At 63.5% G+C, this 23,096-nt stretch carries 18 protein-coding genes; 12 read left to right on the plus strand and 6 right to left on the minus strand.

The genetic code is table 11. The features are described from left to right. Positions 1 to 131 precede the first annotated feature (131 nt). Both ACVOLV_RS11115 and ACVOLV_RS11120 read left to right on the plus strand, forming a co-directional pair. Positions 132 to 2,306 carry a glycoside hydrolase family 3 N-terminal domain-containing protein gene (locus ACVOLV_RS11115; RefSeq protein WP_481554457.1) on the plus strand — a complete coding sequence of 725 codons (2,175 nt, stop codon included), beginning with the start codon at positions 132 to 134 and terminating at the stop codon, positions 2,304 to 2,306. A 391-nt stretch (positions 2,307 to 2,697) separates the two neighbouring features. Next, on the plus strand, positions 2,698 to 3,183 hold the full coding sequence (locus ACVOLV_RS11120; RefSeq protein WP_481554458.1) for a CcdC protein domain-containing protein: 486 nt from the start codon (positions 2,698 to 2,700) through the stop codon (positions 3,181 to 3,183). Between the two features lie 239 nt (positions 3,184 to 3,422). Here the strand turns inward: ACVOLV_RS11120 and ACVOLV_RS11125 are convergent, their stop codons facing one another. Next, positions 3,423 to 4,577 (minus strand): PQQ-dependent sugar dehydrogenase, encoded by a 1,155-nt coding sequence (locus ACVOLV_RS11125; protein ID WP_481554459.1) that lies wholly within the window; start codon positions 4,575 to 4,577, stop codon positions 3,423 to 3,425. Between the two features lie 159 nt (positions 4,578 to 4,736). Between ACVOLV_RS11125 and yiaA the strand changes: the two genes are divergently transcribed. Continuing rightward, the gene (yiaA, locus tag ACVOLV_RS11130) at positions 4,737 to 5,174 is read left to right on the plus strand and encodes an inner membrane protein YiaA (RefSeq protein ID WP_303748551.1); all 438 of its coding nucleotides are present in this window, start codon (positions 4,737 to 4,739) and stop codon (positions 5,172 to 5,174) included. 42 nt (positions 5,175 to 5,216) lie between these two features. On the opposite strand, the gene ACVOLV_RS11135 is transcribed toward yiaA, so the two are convergent. The 5 genes from ACVOLV_RS11135 to ACVOLV_RS11155 all read right to left on the minus strand — a co-directional run bounded on the left by ACVOLV_RS11135 (position 5,217) and on the right by ACVOLV_RS11155 (position 11,890). Next, positions 5,217 to 6,509, minus strand: coding sequence for a dicarboxylate/amino acid:cation symporter (locus tag ACVOLV_RS11135; RefSeq protein WP_481554460.1), 1,293 nt, complete (start codon positions 6,507 to 6,509; stop codon positions 5,217 to 5,219). A gap of 53 nt (positions 6,510 to 6,562) precedes the next feature. Next, positions 6,563 to 7,294, minus strand: coding sequence for a L,D-transpeptidase family protein (locus ACVOLV_RS11140; RefSeq protein ID WP_481554495.1), 732 nt, complete (start codon positions 7,292 to 7,294; stop codon positions 6,563 to 6,565). 68 nt (positions 7,295 to 7,362) lie between these two features. Then, positions 7,363 to 8,211 carry a MurR/RpiR family transcriptional regulator gene (locus tag ACVOLV_RS11145; protein ID WP_282270744.1) on the minus strand — a complete coding sequence of 283 codons (849 nt, stop codon included), beginning with the start codon at positions 8,209 to 8,211 and terminating at the stop codon, positions 7,363 to 7,365. Between the two features lie 1,130 nt (positions 8,212 to 9,341). Next, positions 9,342 to 10,439 carry a dipeptide epimerase gene (locus tag ACVOLV_RS11150; RefSeq protein WP_481554461.1) on the minus strand — a complete coding sequence of 366 codons (1,098 nt, stop codon included), beginning with the start codon at positions 10,437 to 10,439 and terminating at the stop codon, positions 9,342 to 9,344. Further along, entirely contained in the window at positions 10,436 to 11,890 is a 1,455-nt protein-coding gene (locus tag ACVOLV_RS11155; protein ID WP_481554462.1) for a C40 family peptidase, read from the minus strand. The genes ACVOLV_RS11150 and ACVOLV_RS11155 overlap by 4 nt, the downstream gene beginning before the upstream one ends. 204 nt (positions 11,891 to 12,094) lie before the next feature. On the opposite strand from ACVOLV_RS11155, the gene ACVOLV_RS11160 reads away from it, so the two are divergent. The 9 genes from ACVOLV_RS11160 (at position 12,095) to hglS (ending at position 22,966) form a co-directional block, all read left to right on the plus strand. Then, positions 12,095 to 13,519: a transglutaminase-like domain-containing protein gene (locus ACVOLV_RS11160; protein WP_481554496.1), complete on the plus strand. Its 1,425-nt coding sequence runs from the start codon at positions 12,095 to 12,097 to the stop codon at positions 13,517 to 13,519. Between the two features lie 58 nt (positions 13,520 to 13,577). Beyond that, positions 13,578 to 16,583 carry a TonB-dependent receptor gene (locus ACVOLV_RS11165; RefSeq protein WP_481554463.1) on the plus strand — a complete coding sequence of 1,002 codons (3,006 nt, stop codon included), beginning with the start codon at positions 13,578 to 13,580 and terminating at the stop codon, positions 16,581 to 16,583. 57 nt (positions 16,584 to 16,640) lie between these two features. Then, entirely contained in the window at positions 16,641 to 18,203 is a 1,563-nt protein-coding gene (locus tag ACVOLV_RS11170) for a serine hydrolase domain-containing protein (protein ID WP_481554464.1), read from the plus strand. Beyond that, positions 18,157 to 18,894 (plus strand): M15 family metallopeptidase, encoded by a 738-nt coding sequence (locus ACVOLV_RS11175; RefSeq protein WP_481554465.1) that lies wholly within the window; start codon positions 18,157 to 18,159, stop codon positions 18,892 to 18,894. The genes ACVOLV_RS11170 and ACVOLV_RS11175 overlap by 47 nt, the downstream gene beginning before the upstream one ends. Before the next feature lie 52 nt (positions 18,895 to 18,946). After that, positions 18,947 to 19,327, plus strand: a complete 381-nt coding sequence (locus ACVOLV_RS11180) for a hypothetical protein (RefSeq protein WP_481554466.1) — start codon at positions 18,947 to 18,949, stop codon at positions 19,325 to 19,327. Between the two features lie 222 nt (positions 19,328 to 19,549). Then, entirely contained in the window at positions 19,550 to 19,927 is a 378-nt protein-coding gene (locus ACVOLV_RS11185; RefSeq protein WP_481554467.1) for an EF-hand domain-containing protein, read from the plus strand. Between the two features lie 260 nt (positions 19,928 to 20,187). Continuing rightward, positions 20,188 to 20,940, plus strand: coding sequence for an HAD family hydrolase (locus ACVOLV_RS11190; protein WP_481509778.1), 753 nt, complete (start codon positions 20,188 to 20,190; stop codon positions 20,938 to 20,940). A gap of 1 nt (position 20,941) precedes the next feature. Further along, positions 20,942 to 21,514, plus strand: a complete 573-nt coding sequence (locus ACVOLV_RS11195; RefSeq protein ID WP_481554468.1) for a hypothetical protein — start codon at positions 20,942 to 20,944, stop codon at positions 21,512 to 21,514. A gap of 93 nt (positions 21,515 to 21,607) precedes the next feature. Next, positions 21,608 to 22,966 carry a 2-oxoadipate dioxygenase/decarboxylase HglS gene (gene hglS / locus ACVOLV_RS11200; protein ID WP_481554469.1) on the plus strand — a complete coding sequence of 453 codons (1,359 nt, stop codon included), beginning with the start codon at positions 21,608 to 21,610 and terminating at the stop codon, positions 22,964 to 22,966. The last annotated feature ends 130 nt before the right edge of the window (positions 22,967 to 23,096 follow it).

A 23,096-nucleotide genomic window follows, 5' to 3' on the forward strand; every position in this document is an offset into this window, starting at 1 on the left:
CGGCAAGGGGCTCTACCGGTAATGCCCCTGCCGAGCATGGCTCGGCACCACCGATGCAGCCGTGCGGCAATCGCTTCACGCTTGTAGCGCTAGAATTACTCGCTTGAAATCGTTTACATGAAGGACTGCCGGTGGCCCCCGACCGCATTGAATCCCTGATCTCCCGCATGACCGTCGACGAGAAGGTCGGCCAGCTCAGCGTGTTTGCCGACATGGTTCGGCCGTTCGCTCCGGACGTGAACCCGGAGGCCAATGTGCGCAATGCCGAGCAGGTGCTGGAACAGGTGCGTGCCGGCCGGGTCGGCTCGCTGTTCAATGGCGTCGGTGCCGAGCTGGGCCGGCGCATCCAGCAGGTGGCGCTGGAAGAAAGTCGCCTGGGTATTCCGGTGATCCTTGCCTCCGACGTGATCCATGGCATGCGCACCGTGTTTCCCATTCCGCTGGGCGAGGCCGCCAGCTTCGAGCCGGACCTGGCCCGTCGCACCGCCCGCGCCACCGCCATCGAAGCGACCGCCGCAGGTATCCACTGGACCTATGCACCGGCGGTGGATATCGCCCGCGACCAGCGCTGGGGCCGCGGTGCCGAAGGGGCAGGCGAGGACGTGGTGCTGGGCTGCGAATTCGCCGCCGCGCGCGTGCGTGGCTTCCAGGGCGATGACCTGACCGCCGAAGATTCGCTGCTGGCCACGCCCAAGCACTTCGCCGCCTACGGTGCGGTTGCCGCCGGCATGGAGTACGCGCAGGTGGATATCTCGCCGCAGACTCTGCGCGATGTGCACCTGCCGCCGTTCAAGGCAGCCCTGGATGCCGGCGCGCTGTCGCTGATGAGTGCCTTCAACGACATCAATGGCGTGCCGGCCAGCGCCAACCGTGCGCTGCTGACCGACCTGCTGCGCAATGAATGGAAGTTCCAAGGCGTGGTGGTTTCTGACTACACCGCCGACATGGAGCTGATCGCCCATGGCTATGCGGCCGATGAAGTGGATGCAACTCGCAAGGCGTTCCTGGCCGGCCTCGACCTGAGCATGCAGAGCGGCTTCTACGACCAGCATCTTGCCGGGCTGGTGCATGCCGGCGACGTGCCGATGGCCGTGCTCGACGAATCGGTACGCCGCATCCTGCGTTTGAAGGATGCGATCGGTCTGTTCGATAACCCCTACCGTTCGTTGGATCCTGCGCGCGAGGCTGACCAATCGCATATCGCAGAACACGATGCACTGGCACGCGATACCGCGCGTCGTTCGGTGGTACTGCTGAAGAACGAAGGCGATCTGCTGCCGTTGAAGAAACAGGGCCAGAAGATCGCCTTGATCGGCCCCTTCGTACAGGACCGCGACAACATCGAAGGTTGCTGGACTTTGTTCGGTGACAAGTCGCGTTACGTCACGCTGGAAAGCGGCGTACGTGCTGCTCTTGGCAATGCAGCGGCATTGGAAGTCGTGGTGGGCTGCGGTTTGGAAGAGTCGCTGGAAGGTGGCATCGAAGCCGCAGTCGCTGCCGCGCAACGTGCCGATGTGGTGGTGCTTGCTGTCGGTGAGCCGCAGCGCTACAGCGGTGAGGCGCAATCGCGGGTGGAGATCACCTTGCCGCCAGTACAGCAGGCATTGGCCGAAGCCGTCGCCGCCACCGGCACGCCGCTGGTGGTGTTGCTGCGCAATGGTCGCGCGCTGGCGCTGCAGGGCGCGGTGCGTGATGCCCAGGCCATTGCAGTGACGTGGTACCTGGGTACGCAGAATGGCCATGCCATGGCGGATATTCTGTTTGGTGATTACAGCCCGTCGGCACGTCTGCCGGTGAGTTTTCCGCACGCTTCTGGCCAGCAGCCGTACTTCTACAACCATCCGCGCAGCGGCCGCCCGGAGCTGCCGAGCATGTCGGAGTTCAAGTCGCGTTGGCGCGAGTTCCCGAATACGGCTTTGTATGCGTTCGGCCATGGCATTGGCTATGCACGCTTTGAGTATGAAACGCCACGTCTGAGCACGTCGCAGTTGGATTGGGACGGCGCGCTTGTGATCCGTACCACTGTGCGTAACACCAGTACGGTTGCGGGTGAGGAAGTGGTGCAGCTGTATGTGCACGATCGCGTCGCCAGCCGGGTGCGCCCGGTGCGCGAGCTGAAGGCCTTCCAGAAAGTGGCAGTTGCGGCGGGCGCATCGGTGGAGGTGGAGTTCCGTCTGGATCGGCAGCAGCTCGCTTTCACCGGGGTGGATGGTGACTACCGAGCAGAGCCTGGTCTGTTCGATGTGTGGGTATGCGCTTCGTCGGTGAGCGGCGAAGCGGTGAGCTTCGAGCTGCTGGGCCCCTGATCCAGGCGCTTTGCTCCCTCCCTTTGCCGCAGGCAAGGGGAGGGTTGGGGAGGGGTATGCTGTGCTTCTTGTAGCGCCGCGCCCAAGGGGGGCAAAGGGGTTTACCGGTAAGGCCCAGCCCCGCCAGGGGGGGGGCGAAACGGGGGGGTTTTTGGGGTTTGGCCGAGGCGGGTGGGGGGGGGGGGGGGGGGGGGTGTGGTGGTGGTCGGCGTCCCCCCCCCCCCCCGGGCGCGTCTGGGGTCAGCCCCCCCCCCCCCGCCGCCGCCCCCCCCCCCCCACTACAGGTGAGGTTTTGCTGGTAAGGCCCTTGCCGAGCATGGCTCGGCACTACGATGTCTGGTTTATTGTCAGCTTCGCGGCTTACGCCGCTCCTACAACACGGGGACGCTTCATGCCTGCTGCATTGCCTGTCTACATGCCTTGGTTGATGACGGCCGGTTTCGGTTGGTTGTATTACCGGCGTATCCGTCGCCACTTCGGCTGGCAGCCGTGGCGGCCGGTTCGCAATGGCATCCGCATCGGCATCCTGACGCTGGTGAGTGCTGCGTTGGTGGCTGCGGCGATATATATCCCGCATGTCGCGCTGGGCATTGCCGCCGGTGCGGTTGCCGGCATTGGCCTGGGCTTGTTCGCACTCAAACACACGTTGATCAGCCCGCGCGATGGGCGGCTGGGCTATACGCCGAATCCCTGGATCGGCGGTGCGCTGGCGGTGCTGTTGATCGGGCGCTTGGCCTGGCGCTGGTATGGCGGTGCTTTCAGTCAGGGCATGGGACCGGGCATGGGCAATGCCAGTCCCTTGACCTTGGGACTGGCGGCGGCCTTGATCAGCTATGGATTGGTGCAGGCGATAGGTCTGGTGGTACGCCTGCGCTGATGTCGGTAGTGGGGGGGCGGGGGGGGCGGGGGGGGGGGGCGGAGAGAGGGCGTGCGCCCGGGGGGCGGGGGCCGAGGAGGGGGGGGGGGGGGGGCGGGCGGGGGGGCGGGGGGGGGCGGGCGCGGCGCGCCGCCCCCCCGCCCCCCCCCCCCCCCCCCCCCCCCCGCCCCCCCCCCCCCCCCCCCCCCCCCCCCCCCCCCCACTACAGGTGGGGCCTTACCGTTACAGGGGCGGAAGCGTCAGCCTGCCTTCGGCGTCAGCTTCAGCAGCTTTGCGTTGGCGCCATCTTCCAGCAGCCACAGTGCGCCGTCCGGGCCTTGCTCCACTTCGCGGATACGTTGGCCCATGTCAAAGCGCTCGGCTTCGCGGGCCTTGTCGCCGTCAAAGGCGACGCGCACCAGCGACTTGGATGACAGCCCACCGATGAAGCCGCTGCCCTGCCATTGCGGGAACTGCTTGCCGTTGTAGATGATGAAGCCGGCCGGCGAGATCACCTGGCGCCAGGTCACCACCGGGGCGATGAATTCCGGGCGGGTGTCGTGATCGGGAATCGGGCGGCCGTCGTAGTGGTCGCCATTGGAGACGATCGGGTAGCCGTAGTTGCCGCCGCGCTGGATCAGGTTCAGCTCGTCGCCGCCCTTCGGACCCATCTCGTGTTCCCACAGTTTGCCGTTGCCGTCGAAGGCGAGCCCGAGCACGCTGCGGTGGCCCAGCGACCACACCTGGTCGGCCGGTGAGCCCTGTGCCACGAACGGGTTGTCGGCCGGCACGCTGCCATCGTCGTTGAGGCGGATGATCTTGCCCAGGTTGGTCGTCATGTCCTGCGCCGGGTCGAACTTCTGCCGTTCGCTGGAGCTGATCCACAACTTGCCATCCGGGCCGAAGGCCAGGCGATGGCCGTAATGGCCACGGCCGGTGACCTTGGGCGTCTGCCGCCAGATCACCTGCGCATCGCTCAAGGTGCCGCTGCCATCGGCATTCAACACCAGCTTGGCGCGAGCGACGGCGGCACCGCGGGTATCGTCTTGGCCGTCTTCGGCATAGCTGTAATAGACCAGGCCATTGCTGGCGAACTGCGGGTGGGCCAGCACGTCACCAAAGCCACCCTGGCCGCCGTAGGCCACGGTTGGGACGCCGCTGATGTTGCCGCGCTTGCCGCTGGCCGGATCGAAATGGACCAGCTTGCCGGCCTTCTCGGTGACCAGCAGGCTGCCGTCGGGCAGGAAGGTCATCGCCCAGGGCTCATCAAAGCGAGCCGTCTCGGTGGCGGTGAACGGCCATTGTGCGGGCTTCACCGCGGCCTCGGCGGCCGGGTCGGGATCAGCGGCGCAGGCGCTGGTGAACAGGGCGGGGGCCAGGGCCAGGCTCATGCTGAGCAGGAGGGTACGGGGCATGGAGGTCTCCGGAAGCGGGATGCGATACCAGTGCAGGGTTGTACACCATGGCGGCCGATGCTGTCCGTTCGGGGGATGGGACTGGCGCACGGAATCGCTTACCGTAGCGGCCGAGCGCCCGTGGAACTGGGCCCCTGCATCCACAAAAAAGGAGTTTTCATGTCGAAACAACAGATCTATCGCCCCTCTGCCGCGTTCATCGCGTCCGCATGGACGGCATTGTTGCTGGGGGCGGTGGCGTATCTGGTCGGCCTGTTCAATGCCGAGATGTTGCTCAACGAAAAGGGCTATTACCTGACCCTGCTGCTGTTCGGTCTGTTCTCGGCGGTTTCGCTGCAGAAGAGCGTGCGCGACCGCCTGGAGGGTATCCCGGTGAGCAGCCTGTATTACAGCCTGTGCTGGTTCGCATTGCTGTGCGCGTTGTTGCTGCTGTTGGTCGGCCTGTGGAATGCGACCCTGCTGCTCAGCGAGAAGGGCTTCTATGGCATGTCGTTCGCGCTGTCGCTGTTCGGCGCAGTCGCCGTGCAGAAGAACACCCGCGACGTGATGGCGGCCGACGCTGCCTACGGCACCCCGCCGCTGCCGCCGCAGGAATGATTGAACGCCACTCCCGCCGCTGGCGGGAGTGGTTGCAGGCAATCAGCTGTCGTTGGTTTGATCCTGCTCCGGATGCTGTGCCGTGTGCCGGGCAACGATGCCGGTGGCGGTAACGCCGCCGGTGGCATTACCGATGGTGCAGAACACATCGGGAATGGTGTCCACTGCCAGCAACACGCCCAACGGTTCCACCGGCAGGCCCAGGCTCTGGGTGATCGGCATGTTGTTGGTCATGAAGTTGGCCTGTCCGGGCAAGCCGGTCGAGCCCATGCTGATTGCCGCTGCCAGCAACACCGCCACCGCATATTGCGAGGCATGCACGTCGATGCCATACAGCCAGGCGATGAAGCTGGCCACGGCGATGTACTGCGCCGGGCTGGTAATGCGGAACAGCGACACCGCCATCGGCAGCACCAGTGAGGTCAGTGCTGCCGGGTAACCAAGGCGATTGCGCGCGCTGTCGATCATTGCCGGCAACGAGGCCAGCGAGGACTGGGTGCTGCCGGCAATCACCTGTACCGGCACCAGTGCCCGGGCAAAGCGGCCGAACGGTTCGCCGGCAGCGAAGCGGGCAACCACGTATAGCAGCAGGGTGATCAGGATGTAGATCACGCACATCAGCACGATGTAATAGCCAAGCACGCCGATGATGCTCATTCCAACTTCGGCGCAGACTACGAATACCAGTGCGAACACGCCCACCGGCGCCGCCCACAGCACCCAGCGCACGATGGTGATCATGGTGTCGGCGATGATGCGGATGATGTCCAGTATGCGATCGCGGCGCTCCGGTTCCTGCCGGCTCAAGGCAAAGCCGAAGAACATGGCGAAGGCCACCAGCGGCAGCATCGCGCTGGAGGCGGCGGCTGCCAGCGCATTGCTGGGAATCAAGGAGCTGATCCACTGCGCGGCGCTAAGCGGCGTGGCGGCGGTCGTTGGCGAACGCAGCGCATCGCGGAACGCCTGTATGTTGTCGGCGTCGCGCGGCAGCAGGTCCAGCAGGAACGGGGTGATGACCGCGGAGAACGCGGCCGAGCCGACCAGCAGGATCAGGAACACGATGATCGCGTTGCGGGCGGTACGCCCGGAAGCCGCGGCATTGCTGGCGGTATTGACGCCGACGATGACCAGTGCGGTGACCAAAGGCACCACGGTCATCTGCAAGGCATTGAGCCAGAGCCGGCCGATCGGCCGCAGCAGGTCGGCGATCTTCAGTGCGAGCGTCTGGTCATAGGCGGTCAGCGCCAGCCCGACGATGGCGGCCAGCACCAGCGCGATCAGCACCTTGACCGGTGCCGAGACCTTGGAAGATTTTGCGGGTGCGCTGTCGGTCATGAAGGGATGGCTTGGCTAAAGAGAAGGGAAGATGCCCGGAACCGGACAAATGCTCAACGAGTAGTTTCTGAAAGTGCGGGCAAATCCCAACTGCGCTGCAGCCGCTGGTACTCGGCATCGGGCAGCAGCACGAACAGCGGCTTGGCCTCGGGTGACAGCCATTCCAGCAAGGCCGACATGCGCTCCGGCTCCATCGCGGTGCAGCCGGCGGTCGCTTCGCCGGGTTGGCGCCACAGATGGGCGAAGATGCAGCTGCCCTGGCCGGGCACCGCAGCGGGGTTGTGCTCGATGACGAAGCCTTCGCGGTAACGACGGTCGCCGCTGTTGTGCAGGTCCAGGCGCATGGCCTCGGTGGAACCCTTCACCGCGGCCTCGCCGACCTTGGCGGCATCGACGATCTGGTTGTACAGCGGCGAGGCAGGTACATCCATGCAATAGCTGCTGGCCAGCATCGGCTGGTAAGGCATGGTGCTGGTGATGTGCTCGGCATAGCCGAACGCCGGACCGATGTTGAAGATGCCTGCCGGGCTGCGGCCATCGCCTTCCTGCTTCTGCGGGCCAACCTTCTGCTGCGGATGCACGCCTATGCCCCACGCGCTGCCGCTGCGGCCGAGGCTGACATCGAAGCCGGCATCGCGTGCTTTCCAGCCGCTGTCGGTGCGTTCAAAGGCCTGTAGATGCCCGTTGGTCGCATCCCACGCAGGCGCAGTGACCACGATAAGCTGGCGGGCTTCGCTCATTGGTGTGGCGAGCGGCGCAGCGATGCTGGCCGGTGCGATGACCATCAACACGCAGCCCAGCAGGTGTCGGAAGTTGCGTTGGAACAAAGTGAGCATGGCGGCGGCTCCTGCGGTCAGATGTCGATCAGGTGCTGGATGCGTTCCTGGTTCAATGCCAGCTGTCGTTGCCGATCAGGATTGGTCTGGCACAGCAGGACGAACACGAAATCCAGCAGGTATTGCAGCGAACTGCGATAGAGCAGCTGCGCGATTGGCGGCTGCGGGTCATGCGCGCAGATGGCCAATGAGGCATCTGCATGGGCACGCAATGGATTGGCGGTATGGCGGGTGATCGATACCACTTTGCCACCGACTTCCTGGAACTGCCGCGACAGCTGCCACAGCTGCGGCAGCTTGCCGAACTCGGAGAACACCAGCAGCACGTCGCCGGGACGGGCGGCGGAGAGGTTGGCGGTCATCAGGATGGGATCAGCCTGCTGCACGGTGAGGATGCCCAGCAGCGACAGCCGCATGGCGAACTCACGCGCGTACAGACCATCGTCGCCCAGTCCATAGATGAAGACCTTTGGAGCGTTGTCGATCAATGCGATGACGTCTTCGACGTCGGCCTGCGGGTTGGCCGCCATGGTTTCTTCTTCGGCAGCGGCTTTGGCACGGCGCAGGGTTTCGGCAACCAGTAGATAGCCGCCGGGTTGGTCCTCCGGCGGCCAGCTGGTGCTTTCGCCATTGCCGGCAGCGGCGACGGCGGCGCCTACCGAGTATTTCAAGTCTGGATAGCCTTTGAAGCCGAGTTTCTGGCTGAACTTGACGACGCTGGACTGGCTGATATCCAGCGCGTTCGCGAGCTGCTGTGAGGAGTAATCGCGCAGCAGGTGTGCGTTGTCGAGGATGAAGTCGGCGATGCGCCGTTCGATGGCCGACATCTGTTCGCGTTCGGAGCGGATTTTTACCAGAGGTGGCATGGGCGTATGGGTGTTTATCTGATGAAGACTTTAAGGGATTGCGCAAGCAAGTGGAGCAGTGCTGATTTTTTGGCCGTTGCTCCATAGCCCCTCTCCTGCGAAGCGGGAGAGGGGTTGGGGTGAGGGCGCTTTGGGCTTTCGCCTGTGCCCGTGTCTTTGCTCCAGCCCCCTCCCTTGCACGTAGTGCAGGGGAGGGGTGGGGAGGGGTAGCTTCTGCAGTTGCAGTTGCTCCGGCTCCTGCCGTTGCTCGTGCTCCACCGGGTCCCCTTCCGCAGCGACGGAGCTGGCAGACAAGACCCCGAACGGGGCGACGCACAAGGATGTGCGTCGTTTTTCGACGATACAGGGATGTATCGTCGAAAAATCCTGCCAGCGGAGTGAACCTGGAGCGCGCAGCGCGGAAGGCGCGTAGGCAGGGTGTGCTTGACCAGCCATTCGGCTGTTGAAAAAGCACTTCTTTTGGTTATCTTTTCTTTGCACAAGCAAAGAAAAGTGACTCGCTCCCCGTAGGGGAGAGAAAGCCCTTGCTCCTGATCTTTTGCTCTTCTTTGTGAAGAGTGGGGAGCAACGGCAAGTGCAAAGGCTTTCGCTCCCCTTCGGGGCGCGAGCACACCTTTCTTTGCTTGTGCAAAGAAAGGTGGCCCAAAGAAAGCACACCCTGCCTCCGCGCCCACGACGCTGCGCGCCGCGGGTCCACTCCGCCGCCGGGATTTTTCGACGAGACATCCCTGTCTCGTCGAAAAACGACGTGCATCCATGCGCATCGCCCCTGCGGGGTCTTGTCCGTCGGCTGCGTCGCTGCGGAAGGGGACCCGGTGGGGCAAGAGCTGGGGCAACAGCAACAGCAACAGCGATGGCGACGGCGACGGCCGAAGCCGAGGCTACCCCTCCCCAACCCTCCCCTGCGCTGCGCGCAAGGGAGGGGGCGGGAGCAGAAGCAGAAGCAGAAGCAGAAGCAAGAGCGATTCCCGCCTTCGCGGGAATGACTGTGTCCTGGTGCGTTGGATGGCTGGAAGACCACCTCCAAAACAAAACAGCACCGGGCTTTGCCGGTGCTGTTTCTGTTTGCCCCGCATGCGCAACCACGGCGGCGGTAACCGAGGAGAGACCGGTTGCCGCCGCTCGGATGATCACGGCTTGATCATCTCCAACCCGCGTACCTCGATGATGCCCAGGCCGGGTGCGTCGGTGATGCTGATCTCCGATTCGTTGAAGATCACGCCGCCCACCACCGGATTGAACTGGCTCAACGACGGCCCATCCAGATCCACCTTGCTGATCGCGCCGGACTTGGCCACGCCCAAATGCACCGCTGCGGCAACGCTGATGCTGGACTCCAGCATGCAGCCGATCATGCACGGCACCCCATACAGCGAGGCGATATCGGCAATCTTGATCGCGTTGGAAATGCCGCCGGTCTTCATCAGCTTGATGTTGATGATGTCGGCTGCGCCCTGCTGGATCAGGTCGAAGACCTGGTGCGGACTGAACACGCTTTCATCCGCCATAACCGGCGTGTTGACGCGCTCGGTGACGTACTTCATGCCAGCGATGTCTGCAGCCTTCACCGGCTGTTCCAGCAGTTCCAGCACGACGCCAGCGTTCTCCAGCACGTTCATCGCATACACCGCTTGTTTGGCGGTCCAGCCCTGGTTGGCATCCAGGCGCAGCAGGGCGCGGCCCTCGACGGCGGCGTGGATGGCCTTGACCCGTTCGATGTCCAGGCCGATGTCCTTGCCGACCTTGATCTTCAGCGACTCGAAGCCGCGCTCCAGCGCCGACAATGAATCGGCCACCATCTTGTCGATGTAGTCGACGCTGATGGTGATGTCGGTGGTGATCACCGGATCGCCGCCGCCGAGCATCTGGTACAGCGGTGCCTTGTGCAGCTGCGCCCACAGGTCGTAGATGGCGATTTCCACCGCCGCCTTGGCGCTGGTATTGCGCTCCAGCGAGGTCTGGATCAGTCCGCAGATGCGGTTGAGGTTGCTGATGTCCTCGCCGATCAGGCGCGGCTTGATGAAGCTGTTGATGGCCTCGATGATCGAGCCGTGGGTGTCGCCGGTGATCACCGCCGTGGCCGGCGCCTCGCCGTAACCGGTGTGGCCGGTGTCGGTGCGTACCATCACCACGATGTCTTCCACCGTTTCCACGGTGCGCAACGCGGTCTTGAACGGGGTTTTCAGCGGCACGCGGAGCATGCCAAGTTCGATGTCGGTGATCTTCATTTGGTGTCTTGCAGGCGGATGCGCTGGATGTTGGTCATGCGGTCGATGTAGCTGGCGGTGTCGCTGGCCATCATCGGCTGCAGCGGGGTTACCGATACGCCGTTGAGGCTGGCATGCACGCGCTTGCCGCTGGCATCGAACCAGCTGCCACCGGAGGTATCGTGGATCACCCAGGTCATGCCATTGGCTTCACCGAGCATCATCATCACGTGGCCGGGGATGTAGATCAGGTCGCCGACCTGCAGTTTGGCGATCGCATCACTGCGCTTGGCCTTGCTGTCCTTGTCGGTGAACGGCACGCGGTTCAAGGCCGGGCTGATTGCCTGTGCGCTGGTGTTGCGCGGCAGCAGCACGCCGAAGCTGCGGTAGATCTCCGAGACAAAGCCGCTGCAGTCGCGGGTGTCGTAGGAGTGACCCCAGCCATAGCGTTCGCCGAGGAACTTGAAGGCCTGGGTGATCAGGTTGGCCTGGGTCAGCGGCAGGTAGTCGCTGGCCGATTCCTGCGTGCGTGGCAGCAGGGCCGGCACCAGCGCCAGGCTGCCGTCGTCATTGCGCACCGGCAGCTGGATCACATGGCCGCCATGTGCCTGCTGGCCGTTGACCGGGTCCATCACTGGCCAGTCGGCCAGCACCGGCACGCGCACGCCCATCTCCAGCTGCAGGTCGGAGACGCGCGGCTCTTCCGGGGTGTGTGCGGTGAAGGCCTTGCCAGCGGTGATCACCCGGTACGGGCCCTTGGCGCCGTAGCCGAAGACCTGCTCGGCGCTGCCGATGCCGACGAAGCGTTTCTCCATCCATGCCGCATAGCGTTCGCTGGCAACGAACACCCACTTGCCGTCGGCACTTTCATGCAGCACTGCCACCGCGTCGCCGGGGAACAGTGCCGACTCCTGGAAGCGGTCGATATCGGTATCGCCCTGGCTGCTGAATACGCGCAGCTCGGTGGGGAAGGCGCGCAGCGCGGCGCGGTGCACGACCAGACCGTACTGGATCGGGCGGGTGGCCGGGATCGCATCCAGGCCGAGGTTGGCGGTCACCGTCTGCATTTGGGCCGGTGTGACCTGCTTGCCGTGTACGTCGTACAGAGTTCGGGTCGGGGCCTTGGAGATGCCGGCGATCTGCTCGCGGACCAATACTTGTGGCAGTAGCGCGGGCAGCTTGTGCAGGTCGATGATGGAGGCGTCGAGCTGGCGCATGCGCGCGTTCTGCGCCTCGATGGCGGCGCGATCCAGGATCACGGCGTCGGCGTTGGGCAGCCTGCTGATCCACGGCTGCGGCGTCAGCAGGGCTTCTTCCAGGCCGATGATGCCGGCGTAAGAGGGCGCAACCGTTGCCGCAGGTGGTGGCGATAGCGCAAAAGCCGGCCCGGCGCATAGCGCCGTGGCGAGGATCAAAGCCCGCGCAAGCGGGGCAAGGCGTCGGCGCTGGGATAGCGGCGGCAAAGCAAGCATTGGGAAGCTCCCCTCGTTGATGCTCAGGAATATTTATTCCTTTCGCCGTCGAAAGCAAGAATAAATTATTGACCGGCTATCGGGTGCGTGTTACACAGCGTTAACCACCCTGCACGTGGAAGTGTTGCCGTGGCATCAAACGCCGATTCTGCCCGCTTTGCCCGCGTCCCGTTCGCCCGTACGGTCCTCGCCTCTGCGCTATGCATGGGAGTGGCCTGTGCTGCCTATGCCGGGGAGTCACCATCGACGGCGCTGCCCGCGTTGACGGCGCGTGTGGACCGTGGCGATTTTGCCGGCGCGCAGACCGAGATCGACAAGGCATTGGCGGCGACCGGCACCGATGCCGACAGCCGTGCCGCCTACCTGTTCCAGCAGGAACGCATGCGCCGCATCCGCCTGGATTTCACCCTCGACGAAGCGCAAGCCAAGGCTGCGGTGCGCAAATCTGTGCCGGATCTGCGTGATGAAGAATTCAAGGCTTGGGATGACGCCGGCCTGATCGAGCACCTGGACATCGATGGTCAGCGCCGCTGGTTCAAGCGCGCACCCAACAATCTGTTCCTGTTCAGTACCGAGGCCTCCAACCGGCGGCCGCCGGACAAGCGTGTTTCCCGCCCGGGTCCGTACGAGCGACTGGGCTCGCACCATATCGAGGTGATCAAGGCCTCGGAGCAGAGCGGCCAGACCAGCATCACTCCGCGGCGGGTGCGTATCACCCAGTCCATCACGGTCGACGCCGATGCGGTGCCGGCTGGAAAGACGGTGCGCGCCTGGCTGCCGTATCCGCGTTCGATACCCGGCCAGCAGGACAACATCCAATGGCTGGGCAGCGTGCCGCAAGGCGCTCAGATCGCGCCCGAAGACACGTTGCAGCGCACCGCCTATCTTGAGCGCAAGGCCGTGGCTGGCACGCCTACCGAGTTCTCGGTCAGCTACGAGCTCACCATCTCCGCGCGTCGTTTCATCATCGATCCCGACAAAGTGCTGCCAACGCCACGGGATCCAGAGCTGCAACCCTATCTGGCCGAGCGCGCACCGCATGTGGTGTTCACTCCGGCCATGCGTGAGTTCTCGCGCAAGGCGGTGGGCAATGAAACCAATCCCTACCGCGTCGCCAAGAAGCTGTTCGACGCGGTGGATGCGATTCCGTGGGGCGGCGCCCGCGAGTATTCGACGATCAGCAATATTTCCGATTACGCCCTGCATGCAGGTCACGCCGATTGCGGCCAGCAGACCTTGCTGCTGATCTCGCTGCTGCGCATGAATGGCATCCCGGCGCGCTGGCAGTCGGGCATGGTGTATTCGGACAACGAGGTCGGCTACAACAACCTGCACGATTGGGGCGCGCTCTATCTTGCGCCCTACGGCTGGGTGCCGATGGATGTAAGCACGGGTGCACTGGACAGCGACCAACCCGAGCAGCGCAATTTCTATTTCGGCGGGCTGGATGCCTACCGCATAGCGTTCAACGATGACTACTCACGCGCGTTCGTGCCTGCCAAGCAGCACTTCCGTTCGGAGACCGTTGATCTGCAACGAGGTGAGGTTGAGTGGGAAGGGGGGAACCTTTACTTCAACCAGTGGCAATACGACTTCCAGTCGCAGGTTCTGGCGCCGGAGTCCAAGTAATAGAACGTCGTAACCGTTGTCTTACTTATCGATTTACGTCTGCAGGAGAGAGCAGGGGATGAACAGGAAAATGTTGAAAAGGGCGGCGCTGACCGTCGCATTGGGTGCCTGTCTTGGCGTGATGGCGCCGAGCGTGATGGCACAGAGCGCAAGCGGCGCCATCGCCGGTCGCGCAAGCTCAGGTGATCAGATCACCATCGTCAACAAGGCAACGGGTTTGACCCGTAGCATCACCGTCGGCAGTGATGGCTCGTACCGCCTAAGCCAGTTGCCGATCGGCGATTACAGCCTGCAGGTGAAGCGTGACGGGCAGACCGACAAGGAGCCGCTGGCAGTCAATGTTTCGCTGGGTGGCACCACCACGGTCAACCTGGGTGGTAGCAGCGCGGACGGCGCGGTGAACCTGGACTCGGTGCAGGTAGTCGGCTCGAAGATCGTCAATCGCGTCGACGTCTACTCGACCGAATCCTCGTTCAACATCAAGCGCGAAGAGCTGGCGCGCATGCCGGTGGACCAGAGCGTAGCCGCGGTCGCCTTGTTGGCGCCGGGCGTGGTGGATTCCGGTTCGAGCTTTGGTGGCTTGAGCTTTGGTGGCTCTTCCGTGGCCGAGAACGTGGCCTATATCAACGGTTTGAACGTCACCGATCCCTATCGTCGCCAGGGCTTCTCGACGGTTCCCTTCAACTTCTATGAAGAGTTTCAGGTCAAGACCGGCGGCTATTCGGCCGAGTTTGGTCGCAGCACCGGTGGCGTCATCAATGCCATTACCCGCTCGGGCGGCAATGAGTTCAAGGGTGGTGTGCAGGTCACCATGGAGCCGTCGGCATGGGCTTCGGAAAAGAAGGATCATTTCCACCATGATGGCACCATCGACGAGCGTGACCGCACCAGTCGCGATCGCGCCCCGCTGACGAAGACCAATGTATGGGCGTCCGGCCCGATCATGCAGGACAAGTTGTTCTTCTTCGCGATGTACGAAAACCGCGACAGCAAGTCGCAGGATATCGATACCTCCGAGGCGCTGAAGACCAAGAGCAACAACGATTTCTGGGGCACCAAGCTCGATTGGCGTATCAACGACAACCACCTGCTGGAGTTGCTTGCGTTCTCAGACAAGGCGGATTCGTTGACCACCAGCTACGGCGGCGATGAGTACGATTGGAATACCAATAATCTGGGTGAGTCCACCGGCCAGAGCAGTGGCTCCTCCGGTGGTGATAACTGGTCGTTGACCTACACCGGCCATCTGACCGACAACTTTGTCGCCAAGGCGATGTACGGCGTCAACAAGCGTAGTGCGGTCAGTGATAGCCCGATGGATGGCGAGTGCAGCATCATCACTGTGGCGTCCAGCTACACCCAGAAGTATGGCCAGCAGAAAAACGTGGGCTGTCACCCGACCAATAGCGCCATCAGCAGCCGTGAAGACAAGCGCGAAGCGGCGCGCCTGGATTTTGAGTGGACCCTGGGCGATCACCTGGTCCGCTTTGGTGTGGACCAGGAGGTGATGGATTCAGACAGCTCGACGCTCTACCCGGGCGACGGATCCACGTATCAGGTGCTCTCGGTCAAGGCGGGCAGTGCGGTGAATGGTACGGTGTTGCCAGCCGGTGTTACCGACATTGTTGATGCACGCTACAAGGTCACCGGTGCACCCGTCAGTACCAAGGCCCAGGCGTTCTACCTGGAAGACAACTGGAATGTCACCCCGAACCTGCTGTTGAACCTTGGCGTGCGTTTCGACCAGTTCCACAACAAACTGGCCTCGGGCGCCACCTTCGCCAAATCCAAGTTCAATGACATGATCTCGCCGCGTCTTGGCTTCAGCTGGGACGTGAAGGGTGATGGCTCGATGAAGGTGTTCGGTAACGCGGGTCGTTACTACACCCCGCTCACCAACAAGCTCACCGACTACTTCGGTGGCGGTACCACCGATGAGCATACCTACTACGTGTTCAATGGTTGGGCGGAGAAGCAGAGCTCAACCGGGAACACCTACAAGGTTCCGGTGCTCGGCCAGCAGATCGGTCCGGTCAACACAGAAGGTAACGCCCCAGCACCGACCGACGTGCGTACCGCGGTGGCACGTGACCTGAAACAGGTATTCCAGGATGAGTACATCCTCGGGTTCCAGCAGGCGATCAACGAGGAATGGTCGTATGGCGTCAATGCCACCTACCGTCGCATGACACGCGCCGTGGAAGATGCGCGAATCAACCATGTGGAAGGCTGCAGCTGGTACTCCTCGGGTCAGTGGCCGATCATCAACCCGGGTGAAACCAATCAGCTGTGGTGCCCGACTACCAACAGCTGGGTGAACTTGGATTCGTCCACGGATGGTTACAAGGCCTTGGGCAGCGGCACCATCATGGGCTACAAGCGGCCCAAGCGTACCTACAAGGCGCTGGAGTTCCAGATCGACCGTGCCTGGAATGACAAGTGGTCGTTCAATGCCAGCTACCTGCTGTCCAAGAGCGAGGGCAATATCGAAGGGCCGGTGAATTCGGATACCGGCTATAACGACACCAATCTGGTGCAGTACTACGATCACCCGGCGGTCAACGAGCGCTTCGGCGTCACCTTCAATGACGCCCGTCACCAGTTCAAGCTGCGTGGTGCGTACAAGTTGAATGAGCAGTGGTCCTTCGGTAGCACGCTGTCGGCCCGCTCGGGTGGTCCGATCACCGCATTCGGCGTGGTTTGGCCGAACGACAACCGCAATGCTGGCGGCCCGGGTGAATACAGTGGTGGTGGTTCGGGCTGGCTGTGCAAAGCCAACTGCTCGACCTGGGCTACCCGCGAGCTGGAGTACTCCGAGCGCGGTGCGTTCGGCCGCATGCCTTGGGTAATCGATCTCGGTGCCAGCGTGATGTGGACCTTGCCGGTGGAAGGTATCGACCTGACGGCACGCCTGTCGGTCTATAACCTGCTCAACCGGCAGACGGTGGTCAACGTGCACTCCCGCTACGAGAGCACTCCCGGTACGAAGATGCCTTACTTCGCCGAGGGCACCAATTGGCAGGCACCGCGTTACTCCAACCTTGTTGTGACCTGGAACTTCTGATGTAGTTTGTGAGAACGGCCCGCTTCGGCGGGCCGTTCGCTTTTGGGAGGAGTGATCGTGGGATTGAGGATCTGGTTGTTGGCGGCTGGCCTCGCGTTGAGCGGATCGCTGCAGGCCGCTGGCGCTGAGAACGCGGAGTACGCGCGTTTCGATGCATTGCTCGATCAGGCGGTGCAGCGCTACGAACTGCCTGGTATCGCCATGGGCGTGATAGAAGACGGCAAGATCGTCTATCGCGATACGCGCGGTGAATTGGTCGCAGGTGAGGGCATGCCGGTCAACGACGACAGCCTGTTCAAGATTGCCTCCAATACCAAAGCGATGACCGCAGCGGTGCTGGCGCGGCTGGTGCAAAACGGCAAGCTGCGCTGGGACGACCCTGTCACCAAACACCTGCCGCAGTTCCGCATGCAGGACCCTTGGGTTACCCGCAACATGCAGGTGCGCGATCTGCTGATCCACAACAGCGGCCTTGGGCTGGGCGCAGGCGATCTGATGCTGTGGCCCGAACCGAACAACTTTGATCGCGCCGACATCATTGCCGGGCTGGCACATCTGAAGTCGACCGGTAGTTTTCGTAGTGAGTACGCCTACGACAACCTGATGTATGTAGTTGCCGGCGAAGTTGCCGCTGCTGCAGGCGGCAAACCTTATGCACAGCTGGTGCGTGAGGAGATCTTCCAGCCGCTGGGCATGCTGCGCTGTCAGGTAGGTGCATGGTCACCGGCGGCGCTTGGCAATATCGCCCAGCCGCATCATCGCGACGGCAAGCGCAACATCGCCGCCGAACGCGATCCTGCACAGGTCACCGATTTTCCGTCGATGGGTGCTGGTGGAATACGCTGCAGCCTCAACGATATGCTGCGCTGGATGCAGGTTCTGCTGGACCCGGCACAGGCGCCGGGCTGGTTGGACGCGACCCAGCGGCGAGCGCTGTGGACGGCGCATATGCCGATGCCGATCAGCCAGCGCCTGCGCGAGTGGGACAACACGCACTTCTACGCCTATGGCTACGGTTGGCGTCTGTCGGATATGGATGGGCAGTGGAAGGTCGCGCATACCGGCACCTTGTCCGGCATGTACTCCTCGCTGGCCTTGCTGCCGGACCGCAAGACCGGCGTGGTGATCCTGATCAACGGTGAAGGCGAAGATGCGCGTACCGCGTTGATGCAGGCCATGCTCAAGCACTACACCGCACCGGCCGCGAACAATGACGTGCTGCATTACGCCAAGTTGATTGACGACGCTGCCGCGCAGCGGCGCTCGGCGGGGCATGTGCGCCCGGCATTGCCGAAGGCACGTGCGGCCACGCCGGCAGAGTTCGGCAGCAAGGCTGGCGTCTGGCAGGATCCGTGGTTCGGCGAAGTGTCCCTGTGCCCGCGTGATGGCAAGCTGCAGTTCGCCTCGGTCAAGTCGCCGCGCATGAGTGGGCAGGTGATGCGTGCCGGTGAACGCTGGTATGTGGCTTGGCAAGGATTGGGCGAAGATGCTGATGCCTGGCTGGAATTTTCCGGCGACGCGCAACAGCCGCTGCTGCATCTACGTGCCCTCGACCCGGATATCGACTTCAGCTATGACTACCCCGATCTGGAATTCAAACGTAGTGGCGATTGCCACTAAATCGCTACCGTTGTTGCTGGCGCTGTTGCCGTTCACCGCGCTTGCCCAGCAGGTGCAGGTATCGGGGGCAAAGGTGCCCGCACAGGCCGGTATCGTCGATGTCACCACGCTGGCCCCGGACATCGCCCTGGATATCCGCTACGCCGGCACCGACAACTTCACCGGTCGCGCCGTCCCCGGCTATGAAGCACCGCGTTGCTATCTGCTGCAGCCGGCGGCGCAGGCCTTGGCGCGGGTGCAGCGCGGCCTGCGCGCGCAGGGCTATCGACTGCAGGTGTTTGACTGCTACCGGCCGGTGCATTCGGTGACCTCGTTCGTCGCCTGGGTACACGATGGCAAGGATCAGATCGCCAAGCAGCGCTACTACCCCAATATCGACAAGAGCCGCCTGCTCGACGGCTACATCGCCGAAACCTCTGGTCATAGCCGGGCGGCGACGGTGGACCTGGGCGTGCTGGATTGCCGCAGCATGCCTTGCAGCGCCTTGGATATGGGTACCGGCTTCGACCGCTTCGACGTGCTGGCGCATACCGCCAATCCCGATATCAGCGCGGCGCAGAGGCAGAACCGGCAGCTGCTGCTGGATGCGATGCAGGCGCAGGGCTTTGCCAACTATCCGATGGAATGGTGGCATTACACCTTCAAGCCCGAGCCCACGCCGGCCACGGCCTATGACTTCCCGGTGCGTTGAGCGGGGCAGGGGCGGTTAGACTGCGGTTCCCTGAATGGACCGCGCCGCGCCCATGAATCTGGTTCTGCATTACGGCCTGCTGGGCTCGCTGGAAGCTGGCTTGATCGCCCTGGCGATTGGCTTTGTGGTGTTCGCACTGTGGTGGCAGGTGTGCCGGCGTGCAGGGCTGCGCCACGGCCATGCCATCGCCTATTCCGCTCTGATAGCGGCGGCTATTGCTGCGGGCGTGGATGGCTGGAAGCTGTTTTCGCTGGGCATGGTCAACCTGCAGTCGCCGCTGTACGCCAAGTTGGCATTGGCGTCGATCCATGATCCGGACCAATTGGGCACGCGCGTGTTGTTTGAGCTGATCGGTGTAGCCGTTGGCGTCGGCCTGGGTTGGTTGTTGTTCAGTTCGCGGCAGCCGCTGGTTGACACCACGCATGATGCGTGAGGCGTCGGCATTGCATCGATAGGCACGATGCTTGGAACGCTCTAATCATCGGCTTACTTTCACTTCATGCACGGCTAACAGGGGCGGTAACCGCTGATCCCGTGCAAGTGGTTAACAGGATGTTCGCTGCGGTTTTCAGGGGTGCAATCGATTCAGTCGCAGCTTGTCAGGGTTGGGGTGTGCGGAATTTCCGCGCTTTTGCCAACACACGAGGAAGACCTGATGACCGTACGTAATCGCACCCCGCTGTTCGCCCTGGTTGCCATCGTTGGTTCCGCGCTTGCACTGCCGGCCATGGCCCAGGACGCACAGGATCAGGCCGCCGCCGCGCAGGCACAGGCTGCAGAAGCACAGGATTCGGCCGCACAGGCGCAGAGCGCCGCAGCCAGCGCATCAAGCAGCGCCGCCAAGGCATCGGCAGCGGCCGGTGGCGGCCAGAGTTGGGCCGATGTTGACGCCGATGGTGATGGCGCCATCAGCAAGACCGAGTCGCAGGCCAATGCCGGCCTTGCACAGGTGTTTGATGAGGCCGACAGCGACAAGAACGGCAAGCTGACGCCCGAGGAATACCGGGCTTATGCGGCTGCGCATAAGAAGTAATTGGTAACCGGGCAGGGCTCGAAGAGCACCCCTCCCCAACCCTCCCCTTGCCTGCGGCAAAGGGAGGGGGCTGAACCCCTGCGCCGCCGGTTAGCGCTGAGCGCCTGCTCTTCCCCCTCCCTTTGCCGCAGGCAAGGGGAGGGCCGGGGAGGGGGGCTTTTGCTGTGCACTTTGCTTGAGCTGCCAATCCAGCCAGTCAAACCCTGCCTTCCAGACGCAATCCCCTATTCACTGCAGGGCAGATTGCTATCCTGTGCGGCATGAACATGCAGACTTCCCCCTCCGCCATCGGCCTGGTCGGCTTCGACGGCGATGACACGCTCTGGAAGAGCGAAGACTATTACCAGAAGGCCGAGCACGAATTTGGCCTGATCCTCAGCAACTACATCGACCTGCATGACGCCGGCACCGCCCAGCATCTCCTCAAGGTGCAGCGCCGCAATCTGGCCGTGTTCGGCTACGGCGCCAAGGGCATGACCCTGTCGATGCTGGAGGCCGCCATCGAGCTTACCGACGAGAAGATCTCCGCACATGACCTGCGCCAGATCGTCGAGATCGGCCGCCGCACGCTTGAGCATCCGGTCGATGTCATCGATGGTGTCCGCGAAGCCGTGGCTGCCATCGCTGCCGAATACCCGGTAGTGCTGATTACCAAGGGCGATCTGTTCCATCAGGAGCAGAAGATCGAGCGTTCCGGCCTGCTGGACCTGTTCCCGCGCATCGAGATCATCTCGGAGAAGGATCAGTCGACCTACGCCAAGGTGTTGGCCGAGTTCAACATGCCGGCCGAGCGTTTCGTGATGATCGGCAACTCGCTGCGCTCGGATATCGAGCCGGTGCTGGGTCTGGGCGGTTGGGGCATCCATACCCCGTACGCGATGACCTGGGCGCATGAGGCCGAGCACGGCGTCTCCGCAGAAGAGCCGCGTCTGCACCACGCCGATACCGCCCACCAATGGCCGGAAGCGGTGCGTGCCGTCGCCGCGCAGGCTGCAGCGGCGCAAGGCAACTGAGATGAGCGCGGCCAGCTCCCGGCAATACCTGCGTCGGCCAGCGTTGCTGCTGCGACTGGGTCTGCTGGCAGCTGCCGTGCTGCCACTGCCGTTGCTGGCGCAACAGTCGGCAACGGCAGCGGTGGCCGAGGCCTATGCGCCGGCCACCGGTGACGCCTGGGTGGACAAGCAGCTGACCGATATCAACGCCTATGCCGCGCGCTACCCGGAAGCTTTCGTCGATGAGCTGGCGCGTTATGCCAGCGCCCGTCCGGGCTATGTGCAGGCCTTGCTGCAGGACCATGGCTGGAAGCCCGGCGATGTCTATCTGGCCTGCTTCTGGGGCAAGCTCAACGGCAGCAACTGCCGTACCGCGGTGAAGGCGCGCGCACAACAGCCCGAGGCCAGCTGGAAAGAGGTGCTGGCCGGCCTGCAGCCGCCACCGGACAACCTGCGCTGGCGCGCCCTGCGCCACGCCATCGTCGCCAGTTTCGACCACTGGGACCGGCCAATCACGCTGGATCCGCTGCTGCAGCGCCAGCTCGGCGACCGCGCCCAGCGCGAAGCGGCAGCGCGCAGGAGTGACGCGGAGTAAACCGCGGCGGTATTTGCTGCCCTGCAGATAGGCGCAGGGGGCGATTCCGGGCGAAAATGGCGTTCCTTCGATTTCGCGTCAAAGCGCTTTGTCATGACCGCCGACCGTTTCGTTTCGCCCGATCACATCCGCAGCCTGTTCTCGCAGGCGATGTCGCATATGTACCGCACCGAAGTGCCGTTGTACGGCACCTTGGTGGAGTTGGTTGGCGCGATCAACGCCGACGTCCTCGCCGCGCAGCCGGAACTGGCCGCGCAGATGCAGCGCAGCGGCGAACGCGAGCGCCTGGACGTGGAGCGCCATGGCGCGATCCGCGTCGGCACTGCGCAGGAACTGGCCACGCTTGGCCGCCTGTTCGCGGTGATGGGCATGCAGCCGGTGGGGTATTACGACCTGTCGGTGGCCGGCGTGCCGGTGCATTCCACCGCCTTCCGCCCGGTGGATGGCGAGTCCTTGAACCGCAATCCGTTCCGCGTGTTCACCTCGCTGCTGCGGCTGGAGTTGATCGAAGACGCCGCACTGCGCGAGCAGGCCGCCGAGATCCTTGCCCGCCGCAACATCTTCACCGCTGGCGCGTTGCAGCTGATCGAGCAATGCGAGCGCGATGGTGGCTTGAGCGAAGACGATGCCTGGCGCTTCGTAGTCGAGTCGCTGGAGACCTTCCGCTGGCACAACGAAGCCACCGTCTCACTGGAGACCTATCACGCACTGCACGGCGCGCATCGCCTGGTTGCCGACGTGGTCAGTTTCCGCGGCCCGCATATCAATCACCTCACCCCGCGCACGCTGGACATCGATGCCGCGCAGGTGGCGATGCAGGAGCGTGGTCTGGCGGCCAAGGCCGTGATCGAAGGCCCGCCGCGCCGCGACTGCGCCATCCTGCTGCGCCAGACCAGCTTCAAGGCGCTGGAGGAACTGGTGCATTTCCCGTCCGGTGCGGATAACGATGCCGGTACGCATACCGCGCGCTTTGGTGAAATCGAACAGCGCGGACTCGCGCTGACGCCGAAGGGCCGCGATCTGTATGACGCCCTGCTTGCGCAGGCGCGCGGTGGTGAGGGCAGTGCCGGTAGTGACTACATGCAGCGTCTGCAGAGCGCGTTCACCGCGTTCCCGGATGACCATGCAATTCTGCGCCGCGAAGGCCTGGGCTATTACCGTTACAGCCTGACCGATGCCGGTCTTGCCGCTGATGCTCAAACCCGTGCCTTGCCGGCGGAAGTATTGATCGAGCGTGGTTTGGCCAGCGCTGATCCGATCATCTATGAGGACTTCCTGCCGGTGAGTGCGGCGGGTATCTTCCAGTCCAACCTCGGTGGCGGTGAGCAGCGTGCGTATGCCGCGCGTGCCAACCGCGATGCTTTCGAGCAGGCCTTGGGTGCGACGGTCAGCGACGAGTTCGCGATCTACGAGCGCCTGCAGGCCGAGTCGCTGGCAGCGCTGAAGGGTTGATGCATTGCTCCCTCCCTTTGCCGCAGGCAAGGGGAGGGCCGGGGAGGGGGGCTTCGGCTTTGCTCCCTCCCTTTGCCGTAGGCAAGGGGAGGGCTGGGGAGGGGTGCTCTTGCCGTCTGTAGTGGGGGGG

It is taken from the genome of Stenotrophomonas sp. STEN023 (assembly GCF_056760135.1).